This is a genomic window from Microtetraspora sp. NBRC 13810 (assembly GCF_030268685.1).
GTDB lineage: Bacteria > Actinomycetota > Actinomycetes > Streptosporangiales > Streptosporangiaceae > BSRQ01.
Genome location: NZ_BSRQ01000010.1, coordinates 1 through 15298, shown reverse-complemented (window position 1 = coordinate 15298; position 15298 = coordinate 1). Strand labels below are relative to the sequence as shown.

At 72.3% G+C, this 15298-nt stretch carries 16 protein-coding genes; 8 read left to right on the top strand and 8 right to left on the bottom strand.

The annotated features are described in order from the left end of the window. Nucleotides 1-14 precede the first annotated feature (14 nt). Together QSK26_RS20800 and QSK26_RS20795 are read left to right on the top strand one after the other, a co-directional pair. Nucleotides 15-464, top strand: a complete 450-nt coding sequence (locus tag QSK26_RS20800; protein ID WP_285776867.1) for a DUF6623 family protein — start codon at nt 15-17, stop codon at nt 462-464. 116 nt (nt 465-580) lie between these two features. Then, entirely contained in the window at nt 581-946 is a 366-nt protein-coding gene (locus QSK26_RS20795) for a histone-like nucleoid-structuring protein Lsr2 (protein WP_285776866.1), read from the top strand. 161 nt (nt 947-1107) lie between these two features. Here the strand turns inward: QSK26_RS20795 and QSK26_RS20790 are convergent, their stop codons facing one another. The 3 genes from QSK26_RS20790 to QSK26_RS20780 all read right to left on the bottom strand — a co-directional run bounded on the left by QSK26_RS20790 (nt 1108) and on the right by QSK26_RS20780 (nt 4588). Beyond that, nucleotides 1108-1902 (bottom strand): glycoside hydrolase family 25 protein, encoded by a 795-nt coding sequence (locus tag QSK26_RS20790; protein WP_285776865.1) that lies wholly within the window; start codon nt 1900-1902, stop codon nt 1108-1110. Nucleotides 1903-2195: 293 nt separating this feature from the next. Next, on the bottom strand, nt 2196-2975 hold the full coding sequence (locus tag QSK26_RS20785; protein ID WP_285776864.1) for a GNAT family N-acetyltransferase: 780 nt from the start codon (nt 2973-2975) through the stop codon (nt 2196-2198). Nucleotides 2976-3163: 188 nt separating this feature from the next. Then, complete coding sequence (locus tag QSK26_RS20780) at nt 3164-4588, bottom strand: dihydrolipoyl dehydrogenase family protein (RefSeq protein WP_285776863.1); 1425 nt, start codon at nt 4586-4588, stop codon at nt 3164-3166. Nucleotides 4589-4847: 259 nt separating this feature from the next. Here QSK26_RS20780 and QSK26_RS20775 point away from each other — a divergent pair, with 259 nt between their 5' ends. From QSK26_RS20775 to QSK26_RS20765, 3 genes are all read left to right on the top strand, one after another. After that, nucleotides 4848-5621: an isocitrate lyase/PEP mutase family protein gene (locus tag QSK26_RS20775; protein ID WP_285776862.1), complete on the top strand. Its 774-nt coding sequence runs from the start codon at nt 4848-4850 to the stop codon at nt 5619-5621. Nucleotides 5622-5873: 252 nt separating this feature from the next. Then, nucleotides 5874-7304 (top strand): MFS transporter, encoded by a 1431-nt coding sequence (locus QSK26_RS20770; RefSeq protein WP_285776861.1) that lies wholly within the window; start codon nt 5874-5876, stop codon nt 7302-7304. 119 nt (nt 7305-7423) lie between these two features. Then, on the top strand, nt 7424-7900 hold the full coding sequence (locus QSK26_RS20765; protein ID WP_285776860.1) for a methylated-DNA--[protein]-cysteine S-methyltransferase: 477 nt from the start codon (nt 7424-7426) through the stop codon (nt 7898-7900). 3 nt (nt 7901-7903) lie between these two features. Here the strand turns inward: QSK26_RS20765 and QSK26_RS20760 are convergent, their stop codons facing one another. Continuing rightward, complete coding sequence (locus QSK26_RS20760; protein WP_285776859.1) at nt 7904-8650, bottom strand: GDSL-type esterase/lipase family protein; 747 nt, start codon at nt 8648-8650, stop codon at nt 7904-7906. 81 nt (nt 8651-8731) lie between these two features. Further along, a complete protein-coding gene (locus QSK26_RS20755) occupies nt 8732-9526 on the bottom strand; it encodes an IclR family transcriptional regulator (protein ID WP_285776858.1) in 795 nt (264 codons plus the stop codon). Between the two features lie 82 nt (nt 9527-9608). Here QSK26_RS20755 and hutH point away from each other — a divergent pair, with 82 nt between their 5' ends. The 3 genes from hutH (at nt 9609) to QSK26_RS20740 (ending at nt 13608) form a co-directional block, all read left to right on the top strand. Beyond that, nucleotides 9609-11168: a histidine ammonia-lyase gene (gene hutH, locus QSK26_RS20750; RefSeq protein ID WP_285776857.1), complete on the top strand. Its 1560-nt coding sequence runs from the start codon at nt 9609-9611 to the stop codon at nt 11166-11168. Nucleotides 11169-11223: 55 nt separating this feature from the next. Then, the gene (gene hutU / locus QSK26_RS20745; RefSeq protein ID WP_285776856.1) at nt 11224-12882 is read left to right on the top strand and encodes a urocanate hydratase; all 1659 of its coding nucleotides are present in this window, start codon (nt 11224-11226) and stop codon (nt 12880-12882) included. Nucleotides 12883-13350: 468 nt separating this feature from the next. Continuing rightward, the gene (locus QSK26_RS20740; protein WP_285776855.1) at nt 13351-13608 is read left to right on the top strand and encodes a hypothetical protein; all 258 of its coding nucleotides are present in this window, start codon (nt 13351-13353) and stop codon (nt 13606-13608) included. A gap of 178 nt (nt 13609-13786) precedes the next feature. Here QSK26_RS20740 and QSK26_RS20735 read toward each other — a convergent pair whose 3' ends face one another. The 3 genes from QSK26_RS20735 to QSK26_RS41845 all read right to left on the bottom strand — a co-directional run bounded on the left by QSK26_RS20735 (nt 13787) and on the right by QSK26_RS41845 (nt 15284). Next, nucleotides 13787-14461 (bottom strand): haloacid dehalogenase type II, encoded by a 675-nt coding sequence (locus tag QSK26_RS20735; protein ID WP_285776854.1) that lies wholly within the window; start codon nt 14459-14461, stop codon nt 13787-13789. Nucleotides 14462-14527: 66 nt separating this feature from the next. Beyond that, complete coding sequence (locus tag QSK26_RS20730) at nt 14528-14986, bottom strand: nuclear transport factor 2 family protein (RefSeq protein ID WP_285776853.1); 459 nt, start codon at nt 14984-14986, stop codon at nt 14528-14530. A gap of 151 nt (nt 14987-15137) precedes the next feature. Continuing rightward, complete coding sequence (locus QSK26_RS41845) at nt 15138-15284, bottom strand: hypothetical protein (protein WP_502888731.1); 147 nt, start codon at nt 15282-15284, stop codon at nt 15138-15140. Nucleotides 15285-15298 lie beyond the last annotated feature (14 nt).

Below are 15298 nucleotides of genomic sequence, written 5' to 3'. Positions count from 1 at the left end.
CGAGGAGTATGACAGTGGCCGCGAAACTGCACGCGTCATGGGCTCACGGATTCACCGCGGTGCCGGAGAACCCCGCCACCCGGGTGTTGCGTCAAGGATTCGGTGCCACTTTCACGATTCCGGCGAACACCGGCGAATGGATCCATCTGCCGATCCCCACCCCCGTCATCACCGCGAACGCGCGGGCCGTCCTGGACAAGGTGCTGTTCCTCTTCCACGCGCGCAACACCAGCTCACTGCTCCAGGTGGACGTCTACGACGGCCCCACCAGGATCCTGGCCGTTCGGGAAATGCGCATTCGCGGCGACCATTCCCGGGGGGTCGACGACAAGAATGTCGTCACGCTGCGTCGGCCCGCCATTCGTTTCGGCGTGGGAGTGTCATTACTGGTCGCCGCCGGTCAGAACCAGAGCGAATTCTTCGTCTCCGGATTCGGTGGGGACTTCTTTCACGACCTGCCCTGAAAACGGGCGGTAGTCTGGCGGCAGCGGATGGTACGGGCCCGGTGCGGGAAGGCCGAGACTGTCGTCCGGCGCTGCTAAGCTTTCCCTCGTACGCGAAAGCCACAGGGGTGGGAGAAATGGCCGAGAAGGTTATACGGGTAGACGACCTTGACGGGTCCGAAGGGGCGGATGTCGTCCGGCGTGAGTTCTCGGTCGTGGACCGCACGTTCAGCATCGATCTGAGCGACGACAATGACAAGCGCCTTCGTGAGCTCCTCGACGGCCTTGCCGACTATATCGAGCACGCCACCGAGGTCAAACAGGCCGGCCGGGCACGAAAGCGGAGCGACGCCACGAGCAGGCTGGCCAACGGGCACACCAACACCGACGTGCGCGCCTGGGCCAAAGACAACGACATCGAGGTCAGCGCGCGCGGGTCGATCGACTCGGAAGTCTACGACCTTTATCACGACGCATTCCCGGACTCGAAACCAGAGGAATGACCGAAGAAAAGGGCCGGCCCGATGGGTTCGGCCCTTTTCATCATATGTTCGTCATATGGCCGCCGGCGTCCGGCGGTGCACGGTGTGGATCGGGTGTCGCACCCAGGTCGGCTCGGGCGGTGTGGTGGTGCTCGGTGCCGGGTCGGCTCGGGAGGTGTGGGTCAGGTGTCGGCGCTCGGCCGGCCCAGGTGGCGTAGCTGCGCCGGGGACAGCACGGAGATGTTCTGGTCCACCGGGGTCTCCGAGTACTGCAGGATGGTCCACCGCTTCCAGTCGGCGGGCGCGGAGACGGTGCCCTTCGCGCTGTAGTTGGCGACCCACAGCGGATAGCGTTCGAGGCCCTTGCCGTAGGTGTCGGCGAAGCTCCAGTTGCTGTAGAAGAGCGGCGTGGTGCCGGTCCTCTCCCGCACGTGGGCGAGCCAGATCCTGGCCCACTGGTTGACCTCGGCGACGGACCTGCCGTCGGTGGTCTCCAGGTCGAGGACGAGCAGGTCGCCGCGCTTGACGGGCTGCCCGTCGACCACCGAGAGGAAGTGGTCGGCCTCGGCTACGGGGTCGTTGCGCGGATGGCCGAAGTGGTAGGCGCCGCGCACGATGCCCTTCTCGGCCAGCGCCTTCCAGTGCCGGGCGAAGGCGCTGTCGTCGATGGTCAGCCCCTCGGTCGCCTTGACGATGCCGAACTTCGCCGGGCTCGCGGCCCAGTCGTACTGCGGCTGGTAGGAGGACACGTCCTGGCCGTAGGTGAGCACCGCTCCCCGAGCCTCGACGGCCTGGACGGGAACGGCCTCGGCCTGCGCGGGCGTCGTCACCACCACGCCGGTGAGGCCGGCGGCGAGGAGCGCCAGGGCCGCGATCAGTTCGCGCAGCCGTGCGCTGACGCGCAGCGGCGGCAGTTCGGGGCGCGGGGGAAGCCACCGGGAGATGCGGGGGAATTTCAGTTGCGGGGGAACGGGCATATGGATCGGTTCCTTGCTTGCCTGCCACCTCCCGGACGGGCCGGCGGCCAAGTAGGGAAACACACGCGCACATCGTCGGTGCGACCGTGCTGATTCACCCCGGTACCGCGGTGTCGCGGATCAAGTGGTCGTGTCTCTGGAACACGCCCCCGGGCCGTACGCTTCTTGGGCGGCCTTATAGGGGATCGGGGCATGGGGAATGTGCTGAACGTTAGTCACCGGCTCAAACGTTTGCAAGCCGGGGACCGTCCGGTGACAGAAATCTCCATATGCCAGGGAATTCTTTTACCCGATCACGAGGTGAATATGGTCCAGTTCTCCGCCGTCCGGAATCCCATGTCCAGGTAAAGGGGGACGCCCATCGGGCTGGCGTGCAGGAAGGCGGTGCGGGCGCCCGCCTCGTACGCGTCGCGCAGGACCGCCGCCGTCGCCGCCCGGCCGTAGCCGCGCCGCCGGTGCGGCGGGGGGACCGCGAGGTTGAACACGCCGACCAGGTCGTTCACCAGCACGCCGAAAGAGGTCGCCACCGGCACGCCGGCCGCCTCGGCGAGGTACGCGCTCATGGAGACGTGGTCCATGACGGCGGGAAGGGTGAAGGCCGTGAAGATCTCCGCAGGTCCCTCGTATCCGGCGGCCATCGTCTCACGGTACGTGTCGCCCTCGGCCCCGGCGACGCGGCGGACCCGCGGCTCGCTTGTCCCGGTGGCCCCCGCGTCCTCCTCCGTGAGCTTCTTGATCATGAAGGGCAGCGTCATCCGCCGGTCCAGCCCGTGACGGGCGGCCGTGTCCGCGATCCGGTGGCCCACGTGCTCACCGCGCACCTGGACGCTCCACGTCACCGCAGCCAGCCCCGGGGCTGCGGCGAAGCACGCCACCTCGTCGGCGTCGGCCTCCCGCGCGACGCTGAAGACGCCGTTCAGCAGCGACATCGGCGCGCCGGTGACGAGCACCGACGTGCCGTGCGCCCCCATCCGGTGGAACCCGGCAGGCTGCGCGTCGGCGAACATCGCGAGCGCGGCCATCCACGCCTCGGCCGCCACGTCCGCTCGATCCCTCTTTTCCCCCTTTTTCATACGAAAACCATACAAATAACCCAGCCTGACCCGTGTCCAGGACCCCGGTCGGGCCGGGTCACCGAACCCGCGCGGAACCGGGGCCGCTCGCCGGGCTCGGCCCCCGCGCGCTACCCGACCACCGGCCGCGCGCTCCGATCCACCGGCCGAGGCCGGTCACAGGGTCCGTCAGATCAGGGGCCGTCAGATCAGAGGCCGTACTCCTCCAGCAGGTGGAGCCAGAACTCGCTCACGGTCGGGAACGCGGGAACGGCGTGCCAGAGCCGGTCGAGGGGGATCTCGGCGGTCACCGCGATGGCGGCCGCGTGCAGGTGGTCGACCACCGCGGGGCCGGCGAAGGTGACGCCGAGGAGCACCCGGCGGTCCTCGTCGACGACCGCCTTCGCCCGGCCGGTGTAGCCGTCCGCCTGGAGGTAGGCCCCGGCCACCGCGCCCAGGTCGTACTCCACGGTGCGCACCGGGAAGCCGCGGGCGCGGGCCTGGGCCTCGGTGAGCCCGGCCGCGCCGACCTGCGGATCGGTGAACACGACCTGCGGGGCGCCCAGGCCGTCGGCGATGTCGCGGAGCGCCGGCAGGTCGTCGGGCAGGCCGCCGGCGCGGGCGGCGATCACGTCGCCGCACACCCGGGCCTGGTACTTGCCCATGTGGGTGAGCAGGTTGAGCCCGTTGACGTCGCCGACGGCGTACAGCCAGCCGCCGGGGACGCCGGTCACCCGCATGCTCGCGTCCACCTCCAGCGGGCCGTGCGGCTCCAGGCCGGCGGTCTCCAGCCCGAGGTCGCCCACGGCGGCCCGGCGGCCGGTGCCGACGAGGATCTCGTCGGCCTCCACCACCGAGCCGTCCTCGGTGTGCACAGTGACCGGGCCGCCGGGTTCCGGCCGCTCGACACGGGAGAGCGAGCGGCCGAAACGCAGGTCGATGCCCGACTTCCGGAACGACGCGGCGAGCAGTTCGCCGGCGAACGGCTCGGTCCGGGTGAGCAGCCGGTCACCGCGCACGAGCAGGGTCGTCTCGTGCGCGCCGAGGGAGTGGAGTGCCTGGGACATCTCGCAGGCGACCGGGCCGCCGCCGATCACCACCAGCCGTTTGGGCACCTGCCGGACCGCGGTCGCGTCGCGGTTCGTCCACGGGCGCGCCTCCAGCATCCCGGGCACGCCCGGGATCGCGGGGTCGCTGCCGGTGGCGACCGCGACGGCGTGCCGGGCCCGCAGCGGCCGGACGGCGCCGTCCGGCGCGGTCACCTCCACGCGCAGCGCACCGGCCAGGCGTCCCCGGCCGCGGATGAACGTCGCCGGCAGCTTCTCGACCCAGTCCACCGCGCCGTCGTCGTCCAGATGGGACACGGCCTCGTCACGGCGGGCGAGTACGGCGGCGGCGTCGATCGGGCCGCGCAGCTCCACCCCGGGCAACCGGCCCACCTCGGCGGCCAGCTCCATCGGCCGCAGCAGCGCCTTGCTCGGGATGCACGCGTAGTAGGCGCACTCGCCGCCCACGAGGCGCTCCTCGACGACGGCGGCCGTCAGGCCGCCGCGTACGACACGCGCGGCCACGGTCTCCCCGACCGGCCCGGCGCCTATCACGATCACATCGAAGACATCGGTTTCGTCCGCCACGGACACCACCCCCGTCGCCGCCGCGTGATGGGCGAGTTTCATCCCAGTCTCGCACCGCGTCGGGCGACGGAAGGGAAAGCGCAGGGCAGGGGAGCCTCATGCGACCGCGGACCCGCCGCTCGCTCCGAGGCGCTCCGAGGCGCTCCGAGGCGCTCCGAGGCGCTCCGAGGCGCTCCGAGGCACGAGTCGCTTCGAGGCGCGTCGAAACGACCCCGGTCTAGCGTTGCCGTGAGACCGCGCAGACAGGAGTCCGAGCACCATGACCTTCCGCGACCTGCACCACGGCGACCGGCCCCTGGTCCTGCCGAACGCCTGGGACGTGCCCTCGGCGCTGGCCTTCCTCGACGCGGGCTTCGAGGCGATCGGCACCACCAGCTTCGGCGTCGCCTCCGGCCTCGGCCGTGCGGACGGCGGCCGGTCCACCGGGGACGCCAACCTGTTCCTCGCCAGGAGCCTGTCCCGGCTGCCGTGCCACGTCAGCGTCGACATCGAGGACGGTTACGCCGACGAGCCCGACCGGGTCGCCGGCTACGTCGCCGCGCTGGCCGCGTTCGACGTGGCGGGGATCAACATCGAGGACAGCACCGGCGGGCGGCTCGTCCCGCCCCGGGCGCACGCCGCGAAGGTCGCCGCGATCAAGGAGCGTTGCCCCGGCGTGTTCGTCAACGCCCGCGTCGACACGTACTGGCTCGGCCAGGAGGCCACCGTCGCCGAGACGCTCGCCCGCGCCGCCCGGTACGCCGAGGCGGGCGCCGACGGCGTCTTCGTCCCCGGCGCGGCCGAACCGGACGTGCTCCGCGAACTGGCCGGGAGCATCCCGGTCCCGCTGAACGTGCTGGTGATCCCCGGCCTGCCGGTGGCCGAACTGGGGCGGCTCGGGGTGCGCCGCGTGAGCACCGGGTCACTGCCCTACCGCGCCGCGATCGGCGCCGCCGTCGAGGCTGCGGACGCCGCCCGTGCCGGGCGCGCCGTGCCCGCCGCGCCGCCGTACGCGGAAATGCAGGCCAGGCTCCTCCGTTACGAGAAAAACTGACCCCCGCCGGAGAAATTACGCGGACATCACCCGCGTCCCGTGCGGGGACAATACGCGGACATCACCCGCGTCCCGGGCGGAGACAATACGTGGACATCACCCGCGTACCCCGGCGGAGACGCTACGCGGACTCTAACCACGTACCCCGGCGGTGTGGCGATGCCGGCGCCCGGGTATCGCACTTCCGGAAACTCACCCCCACAGGCCGGCCGCGCGGAACACCGGCGCGCGGCACGAAGGGGGCGCGGTTTCGTGGAAGAACGCGACGCCGGAGCGTCCGTCGTCACAGGCCGCGGCCCCGGCGCCCCGGCGGACGGCGCGGGACACCCCGGGCGGTGGGGCGTCATGTGCGTGCTCGGCGCGGTGTCGTTCATGGCCCAGCTCGACTTCTTCATCGTCAACGTGGCGCTCGCCGGGATCGGGAAGACGTTCCCCGGTTCGACGGTGTCCGAGCTGTCGTGGGTGCTCGACGCGTACGCCGTCGTCTTCGCCGCCGTGCTCGTCCCGGCCGGGCGGATCGCCGACCTGCGCGGCCGGAAGAAGGTCCTGCTCGCCGGTGTCGCGCTGTTCACCTGCGCGTCGGCCCTCGCGTCGTTCGCCCCCGGCCTGGGGGTGCTGGTCGCCGCGCGCGCCGTCCAGGCGGTCGGCGCGGCCATGATCGTGCCCACCTCGCTAGGACTGCTCTACCCGTCCTTTCCCCGGCGGCAGCACACCCTCGTCGTCGGGCTGTGGGCGGGCGTGGCGGCCGTGGCGGCGTCGGCCGGCCCGCCGGTCGGCGGGCTGCTCGTCACGATCGACTGGCGGTGGATCTTCCTGGTCAACCTGCCGATCGGCGTCGTGACGATCATCGCCGGGGCCGTGCTGCTCCCCGAGGTGCGCGAACCCCGTGGCCGCGGGCTCCCCGACCCGGTCTCGGCTGTCACCTTCCTGCTCGCGGTCGGCCTGGTCATCCTCGCGATCGTGCAGGGACCGCACTGGGGCTGGACCGGCGGGCGCACCGCCGCGCTGTTCGCCGCGGGCTGCGCCGCCGCGGCGGTGACCGTGTGGCGGATCCGCACGGCGCCCGCGCCGATCGTCGAGAAGACGCTGTTCCGCAGCCGCCGGTTCACGGCCGCGACCGTGGCGCTGTTCCTTTTTTTCACCGGCTTCGGGATCTTCCTGCTCGGCAGCGCCCTGTTCATGCAGGAGGTGTGGCACTTCACGCCGCTGGAAACCGGCCTCGGACTCGCCCCCGCGCCGATCTTCGCCATCGTCTTCGCGGTCGGCACCGGCCCGATCCAGCGCCGCTTCGGCGCCACCCTGCCCGCCGTCGCGGGCACCGTCACGATGGCCGTCGCCGCCGGATACTGGCTGCTCGCCGCGCACGACCGGCCCGCCTACTGGACCGCGCTGTTCCCCGGCCTGATCCTCATGGGGATCTCCGGCGGCCTCTCCCAGGCGCCCCTGTTCGCCGCCGCGGGCGGGCTGTCCCCCGACCGCGCCACCACCGGCAGCGCCGTGCTCACCATGAGCCGCCAGGTCGGCGGAGCCGTCGGCGTCGCGCTCCTCGTCGCGCTGACCGCGGAGGCGGGGGCGGGGGCGGCCACCGGCTACCACCGGGCGTGGTGCGTCCAGGCCGGGTGCGGCCTCCTGGCGGCCGTGGCCCTCCTGCTGCTCCGGCCCGCCCGGTCCCGCCGTCCATGACCTCACGACATGGCGCGAAAGTTTCGGGGGACGGATCTCACGTTCGGCGACCGCCGTACGTCTACCGGGTGTGAGCGGGCCGCACCGGCGGTCCCACCACCTCGGAAGGATGAGGCGACATGGGCAGGACGCACACCACGATCTCGTCACCGCTCGGCGAACTGACCGCGGTCGCCGAGGACGGCGCGCTGAAAGGGCTGTACTTCGAACGGCACCGCGGCGGCCTCAAACGGGAGGAACTGGGCGAACGCGGCGAGGAGGGGTTCGACGAGGTCCGCCGCCAGCTCGCGGAGTACTTCGCCGGGCAGCGCACCCGCTTCGAGCTGCCCCTCGCCGCGGACGGAGAGGACTTCCAGCGGCAGGTGTGGCGGCTGCTGGAGAAGATCCCCTTCGGCGGGACACGCTCCTACGGGGACCTCGCCCGCGAGCTCGGCGACGTGTCGCCGGCCCAGGCGGTCAGGGCCGCGTGCGCGCGCAACCCGCTGTCCGTGGTCGTGCCCTGCCACCGGGTGGTCCGCTCGGACGGCGGCGCCGGGGGCTACGTCGGCGGCGCCGGCGCCAAGCGCCTCCTGCTCACCCTGGAGTCGGCGCCATGACCGTCAGGTGGCCGGCCGTTTGGCCTCCCGCGGGACCTCGGCGACCGGAGGGAACGGGCGCGGATAGGGGGCGCCGACCTGGAAGTGCGCGGCGAGGGCGTCGGCGAAGGCGGCGGCGATGCGCAGCTCGCCCTGGGCGTTGGGATGGGTGCCGTCCCAGGTGTGCGCCGAGGCGACGAACTCGGCGTGCGTGGCCGCCACGGCGACCGGCGAGCGCCGGGTGTGCAGCTCGTGCGCGGCCAGGATCAGCCGCCGGTTGAACTCCGACACCCGGGCGTTGAACACCGGGTCGTCGTGCGCCCTGGCGGTGTCCGGCAGGGTGCCGAGCAGCAGCCGCGCCGCCGGGTTGCCCCGGCGCGCGCCGGCGACGAAGGCGCGCAGGTTGGCCTCGTTCTCCTCGGCGCTCAGGCCGTACCAGAACAGGTCGTTGATGCCGAGCAGGACCAGCAGGTGATCCGGCCGGTAGCGGGCGACCTTGCCCTCGATCTCGTTCATCTCCAGGCAGTAGGGCCGCCCCCACTGGGCGTTGTGGTCGGTGTCGAACGCGGGATCGGCGTAGGTCAGGTCGCCGTCGCCGGTCGGCTCGGTGGTGATCGCGTCCAGGTCGCGGCGGGGGCCGACGAGGTCGAACGCGACCCCGTGGGCGAGGAGGTGCCGGCAGAGCCGGTACCGCCAGGTCCAGTCGCCGCTGCTGCCGTGACTGATCGAGTCGCCCACGATCATCAGCCTGAGGACGCCCTGCTGCGACATGGCCCTCCAAAGGATACCGATAGTCATCGATTGCATCCAGAGCGTAGCCAACAGGGAGGGAGTGGGGAAGCCCCCCACGTCTCAGGGGTGCCCGCCGACGCGGCGGGTCAGCTCGCGGGTCGCCCTCGTCACCTGCGCCGCCAGCGCGGGCCGCGCCGCGAGGTCCAGTTGCCCGCTGGGGAAGGTGACCGCGAGCCCGGCGACCGGCCGCCCGGTGTGGTCGCGGACCGCCGCCGCGACGGACGAGAAGCCCGGCGTGACCTCCCCGTCCTCGCTGGCGTACCCCCGCCTGCCGACCTCCGCGAGCAGCGCACGCAGCGCGGACAGGGTGCGCGGGCCGGTCCCGTGCCGCTCGGCGAAGGCGCCGGCGTCCGGGAACAGCGCGCGGACCTCGGCGGGGAGCAGACCGGCCAGCATCGCGCGCCCGCTGGCCGTCAGATGGGCGGGCAGCCGCACGCCGACGTCGGTGACGAGCAGCGGGCGGTTCGGCGCCCGCTCCTCCACGACGTAGAGCACCTCCCGGCCGTGCAGCACCGCCAGGTGCGCCGTGTGGCCCACCACCTCGACGAGCCGGTGCAGCACCGGCTTCGCCAGCCGGGCCAGCGGCGCCTGCCGGGTGTACGCCGTCCCGATCTCGAACGCGCTGACGCCCAGCCCGTACGTGCGCTCCTCCGGCAGGTGGACGGCGAACCCGGCGGCCGTCAGCTCCGCCAGGAGGTGGTAGGTCGTGGACCGGGGCAGGCCGAGCTCGCGCGCCAGCGCCGCCGCGGAGACGGGCCCCGCCTGACGGGCCATCGCCTGGAGGATCGCGAGCGTCTGCCGGGCCGCCGGCACCCCCCGGTGCGGCCGGCGACCTTCGGGTACGCCGTTGGCCATGCCCCAGCTTAGGCACAACGTCTGGGATCCCAGACACCGTTACGGCTCAACGTCTAAGAATCGGCCCCCTCCACCCGGTGTGATGGGCAGTGTGAACGACGCGAAACAGATCGAAGTGGGGGTCGGCCCCGTGCACCCGGACGACGTCGTCCAGGTGGCCAGGCACGGCGCCGGTGTACGCCTCGCCGACGACGCGCTGGCCGAGGTCGCCAAGGGCCGCGAGGTCATCGAGGCTCTGGCCAAGGACGACCAGCCGCACTACGGGGTGTCCACCGGCTTCGGAGCGCTGGCCACCAAGCACATCCCGGCGCACATGCGGGCCCGGCTGCAGCGCAGCCTGATCCGCTCGCACGCCGCGGGGACCGGGGCGGAGGTCGAGCGGGAGGTCGTCCGGGCGCTGATGCTGCTCCGGCTGTCCACGCTCGCCACCGGCCGCACGGGCGTGCGCGTGGAGACGGCGCGCGCCTACGCCGCGATGCTGGACGCCGGGCTGACCCCGGTCGTGTACGAGTACGGCTCGCTCGGCTGCTCCGGCGACCTCGCGCCGCTGTCCCACGTGGCCCTGGCGCTGATGGGGGAGGGCGACGTGCGTGACGCGGAGGGCACGCGGCGGCCGGCCGCCGAGGCGCTGCGCGAGCACGGGATCGAGCCGGTCGAACTCGCGGAGAAGGAAGGGCTCGCCCTGGTCAACGGCACCGACGGCATGCTCGGCATGCTCGTGCTGGCCCTGGCGGATCTGCGCCTGCTGCTGGCCACCGCCGACGTCGCGGCCGCGATGAGCGTCGAGGCGCTGCTGGGCACGGACGCCGTCTTCGCGGCGGACCTCCAGGCCCTGCGCCCGCACCCCGGCCAGGCCGAGTCCGCCGCCAACCTGCGCGCCCTGCTCGCCGGCAGCGACGTCATGGACAGCCACCGCGGCCCGGACTGCACCCGGGTCCAGGACGCCTACTCGCTGCGCTGCGCGCCGCAGGTGCACGGCGCCGCCCGCGACACCGTCGCGCACGCCGCCCTGGTGGCCGGCCGCGAGCTGGCCGCGGCCATCGACAACCCGGTGGTGACCCCGGACGGGCGGGTGGAGTCGAACGGCAACTTCCACGGGGCGCCGGTCGGCTACGTCCTGGACTTCCTGGCCATCGCCGCCGCGGACGTCGCCGCCATGAGCGAGCGGCGCACCGACCGGTTCCTCGACGTGGCCCGCAACCACGGGCTGACGGCGTTCCTGGCCGACGACCCCGGAGTGGACTCCGGGCACATGATCGCCCAGTACACCGCGGCGGGCATCGTCAGCGAGATGAAGCGGCTCGCCGTGCCCGCCAGCGCCGACTCCATCCCGTCCTCGGCGATGCAGGAGGACCACGTGTCGATGGGCTGGGCCGCGGCGCGCAAACTCCGGCGCTCGATCGACGGCCTGACCAGGGTGCTCGCCATCGAGATCCTCACCGCGGCCCGGGCCCTGGACCTGCGGGCCCCGCTCCGGCCGGCGCCCGCCACCGCCGCCGTGCGCGACTCGATCCGGGCGCAGGGCGTCCAGGGGCCCGGCCCGGACCGGTACCTGGCGCCGGAGATCGAGACCGTGGTGGCCGCCGTGCGCACCGGAGCCGTCCTCGCCGCCGCGCGGGCCGCCGGCGCCCGCCTCGCCTGACCCCGCCGAACTCGAACAGCACGGGCTCATCCGCCCGGTTAGGAGACGACCACCGATGACTGACGACACCCGCCGGACTGTACGGTCCCCCCGGGGCACGGAGCTGTCCTGCCAGGGGTGGCAGCAGGAAGCCGCCTTCCGGATGCTGCACAACAACCTGGACCCGGAGGTGGCCGAGCACCCGGAGCAGCTCGTCGTGTACGGCGGGTCGGGCAAGGCGGCCAGGGACTGGCCCTCCTTCCACGCGATCGCGCGTACGCTGCAGGGCCTGAAGCAGGATGAGACGCTGCTCGTGCAGTCCGGGCGGCCGGTCGGGGTGATGCGGACCCACGAGTGGGCGCCGAGGGTGCTGATCGCCAACTCCAACCTGGTGCCCGACTGGGCCAACTGGGAGGAGTTCCGCAGGCTGGAGGCGGCGGGGCTCACGATGTACGGCCAGATGACGGCCGGGTCGTGGATCTACATCGGCACCCAGGGCATCCTCCAGGGCACCTACGAGACGTTCTCCGCCGTCGCCGCCAAGCGGTTCGGCGGCACCCTGGCCGGGACGATCACGCTGACCGCCGGGCTGGGCGGCATGGGCGGCGCGCAGCCGCTGGCCGTCACCATGAACGACGGCGTCGCCATCTGCGTCGAGTGCGACCCGTCCCGGATCGCCCGCCGGATCGAGCACCGCTACCTCGACGTCGAGGCCGCGAACCTGGACGACGCGCTGCGGCTCGCCGTCGAAGCCCGCGACGCCCGCCGGCCGCTGTCCATCGGGCTCCTCGGCAACGCCGCCGAGGTCCTGCCCGAACTCCTCGCCATGAACGCGCCGATCGACATCGTCACCGACCAGACGTCGGCGCACGACCCGCTGGCGTACCTGCCCCTCGGCATGGCGTTCGGCGACATGCGGGACGAGGCGGCCAAGGACCCGGCCGGGTTCACCCTCCGGGCCCGCGAGTCGATGGCCAGGCACGTCGAGGCGATGGTCGGCTTCATGGACGCGGGCGCCGAGGTCTTCGACTACGGCAACTCGATCCGCGGCGAGGCCAGGCTCGCCGGGTACGGCCGCGCGTTCGACTTCCCCGGCTTCGTGCCCGCCTATATCCGGCCGCTGTTCAGCGAGGGCAGGGGCCCGTTCCGGTGGGCCGCGCTGTCCGGCGACCCCGCCGACATCGCCGCCACCGACCGGGCGATCCTCGACCTGTTCCCCGAGAACGAGTCGCTCGCCCGGTGGATCAGGCTGGCCGGGGAGCGGGTCGCCTTCCAGGGACTGCCCGCGCGGATCTGCTGGCTCGGGTACGGCGAGCGCGACAAGGCCGGGCTGCGGTTCAACGACATGGTCGCCTCGGGTGAGCTGCGCGCCCCGCTGGCCATCGGCCGTGACCATCTGGACTGCGGATCGGTGGCGTCGCCGTACCGGGAGACCGAGGGGATGCTCGACGGATCCGACGCCATCGCCGACTGGCCACTGCTGAACGCGATGGTCAACGTCGCCTCGGGCGCGTCCTGGGTGTCGATCCACCACGGCGGCGGCGTCGGCATCGGCCGCTCCATCCACGCCGGTCAGGTGGCCGTCGCCGACGGCACGGACCTGGCGGCGCAGAAGCTCGAACGCGTCCTGACCAACGACCCGGGCATGGGCGTGATCAGGCATGTCGACGCGGGGTACGACCGGGCGGCCGAGGTCGCGGCCGAGCGCGGCGTCGTGATCCCGATGGCGGAGTGAGCGACACGCCGCCGGAGTGAACGACACGCCGCCGGAGTGAACGACACGCGGCCGGAGTGAACGACCGCCCGCGGCCGGAATGCACATCCGGCCGCGGGCGGACACCGCCGCTCGCCCGTCCGCCCGCCCCCGCCCGTCTGCGGCCGTTCGCCTGGCGCCGGTGAACAATCGGAGGGTCAACCCGCGGCCCGCACACGCCATCCCGGCCGCGATTCTGGGGCAAAAGGCGGCCGATATCCGCCGCCTGCTCGACGCCCTTATATGCCGGAAAGTAACAATCGCCGGCCACCGAAATGCTTGGCGATCGCGGACCCGTGTTTGGCTTTCACGGGGCGACCGCCCAGATCGCTCTGGACTAGCGTCTCTGGGCGTAGACGTCGATTCGCAATATTTTCCGTGGATCGAATTCTACGCCCGTAAGTCCGTGCATTATGCCGGGCTCGACCGTTGGACAAGGAGTGATGTCTCGTGCTGAAGCATGCCCTCGCCGCCGCCTCTCTGGTGGGGCTCGGCCTCCTCGCCCCCTTGGCGATGTCGGCTCAGGCCGCCGCGGCGGACGCCGTCGACCGGAAGGTCGCTTCCGTCTCCCCGGGCTACCCCTGTCACTACACGCCCTTCGGCTACCACTGCCACGGCAACCCTTTCGCCGGAACCTACTGGCACCCGGGCCATTACGGCCACTGGCATCCTCACCACCATCACTACCCTCACCACCATCACCGCTAGCGGTGCGGGGGGCGACGACCGGGTGACCCCCGGACGCCGGCTCCTCCAGTGCCGGACTTCCGCGCGTGGGGCCGGGCGGGCGCGCCGAGCGCCTGCCCGGCCGCCGTCTCCCGGCAGCTGGGCCGGAAGCCGGGCGGGCCGAGGGGAGGATGCCGTGAGCGGCGTTCGGCGGGAGGGCTCAGACGGTGTCGACGACCATGATCTGATCGACGACGGCGGACAGGTCGGCGCCCACGATGTCCGGCCGCCGGCCGATCGGGCTGAGGACCATGCCGGGACGCGCGATGAAGGCCGCCCGGCAGCCCGCGGCCATCGCGCCGCCCACGTCCCACCAGTGCGCGGCCACCAGGCGCACCTCCGAGACGTCCACCCCGAACGTCTTCGCGGCGGCCAGGTAGGGATCGGGCAGCGGTTTGAGCCGTTTCACGCTGTCGGCCGAGATGACGGCGTCGAAGTAGCCGCGCAGGCCGCTGTTGGCGAGCTGCGCCTCGGCGACCGGTCCGACGGAGTTCGTCAGCGCCGCCGTCTTGAGGGAGGTGGTGCGCAGCCGCCGCAGCGCGCCCGGCACCTCCGGATGAGCCGGCAGCGAGCTCATCCGCTCGACGATCGCGGCCGCGTCGGCCGGTGAGACGGTACGGCCGTGCCGTTCGGCGAGCATCAGCAGCGCGGCGTGCTGCGCGGTGCTGTAGTCCACGTATTCCCCGGTCAGACCGCCCACGAAGGTGATCTGAAGCATCTGCCTGAACCACTCGTCACGGAGGGCGGCCGAGCCCAGCAGCGCGTCGAAGGCTTCGTCGAGCGCGGCGAGGTCGAGCAGGCTCTCGTTGACGTCGAACGCGATGACTCTGGTCATAACCGGCTTCTTACCTGCGTGGACGCCTTCACGCCTGCGCCGGTGCGGTGACCGGCCGGGACCTGCCTACTGGAGCGGGAAGGGGACGCCGTGCTCGCTCTCCGGACGCGGGCCGTGGATGCGCCGGTCCTGTTCCGCGATGGGGACGTCGTTGATGCTCGCCTCCCGGCGGGCCATCAGCCCGTCGTCGTCGAACTCCCAGAGCTCGTTGCCGTAGCTCCGCCAGAACCGCCCGTCGGCGTCGTGGCACTCGTACTGGAAGCGCACGGCGATGCGGTTGCCGTCGAAGGACCACAGTTCCTTGCGCAGCGCGTAGTCGAGCTCGCGCTCCCATTTCTGGGTGAGGAACTCGACGATGGCCTCGCGCCCGGTGACGAAGGTGTCGCGGTTGCGCCAGGCCGAGTCCGGAGTGTAGGCGAGCGAGACCTTGTGCGGATCGCGGGTGTTCCACGCGTCCTCGGCGGCCTGGACCTTCCGCAGCGCGGCCTCACGGTCGAAAGGCGGCAGCGGGGGGCGCTTGCTCATGCTGTTCCTCCTCAGGTGGCCCACAGCCGAGAGAACTATCGTTCTCCCTTGTGATCAAGGCTAGGGAACGCTGGTTCTCCTCGTCAAGGCGTGGCCGGGAGATTAGGCCGGATCCGGCGGATCCCCTGGTCCCGCCTTGACGGACCGGTGCTCACGTCACCGGGTCGCCGTGCTGGATGGCTGGCGCGGGGGCGTCCTGGTGGCGGGGGAGGCGCAGGACGAAGCGGGCGCCGCGGGGGCTGTCCTCGATGCGGAGGGTGCCGCCGCTGGTCTCGGCGATCTGGCGGGCGATGGGCAGGCCGAGTCCGGTGC